Source organism: Halomonas sp. SIMBA_159 (assembly GCF_046536035.1).
In the GTDB taxonomy this organism is placed as follows: domain Bacteria; phylum Pseudomonadota; class Gammaproteobacteria; order Pseudomonadales; family Halomonadaceae; genus Vreelandella; species Vreelandella venusta_A.
The window spans coordinates 1-247 of record NZ_JAWJBT010001252.1 but is presented as its reverse complement, the minus strand read 5'-3'; the positions used below and the strand labels follow the sequence as shown (position 1 = coordinate 247).

Genomic DNA, 247 nt, shown 5'->3' with positions numbered 1-247 from the left:
GGAGAAAGCGGGTTCGCCTTGCTGAGTGCCTTTAGTTTAGGACAAATCGAATGGGTAGAAGGACAAGGAAAGATGGTCATTGCTGCGGAAACTGCTTACACCGATGACCCCCGTGCTGCCATTGATAACTTAGATCTCACAGGGCAAATCACCCTTGAAGAGGCGGTTGTTCTCACCACTGCCCTCGACAAAAATTTAACCTTGAATGGTGAAGTGGAACTGAGTGAAGATCGCTTAAACATTGAAC

Annotated in this window: 1 protein-coding gene; it reads left to right on the top strand. The window is 47.4% G+C overall.

Annotated elements, in window-relative coordinates; genetic code table 11:
* Nucleotides 1-247: hypothetical protein (locus tag R0J87_RS23270; protein ID WP_498889336.1), on the top strand; the 247-nt coding region annotated here is incomplete at both ends.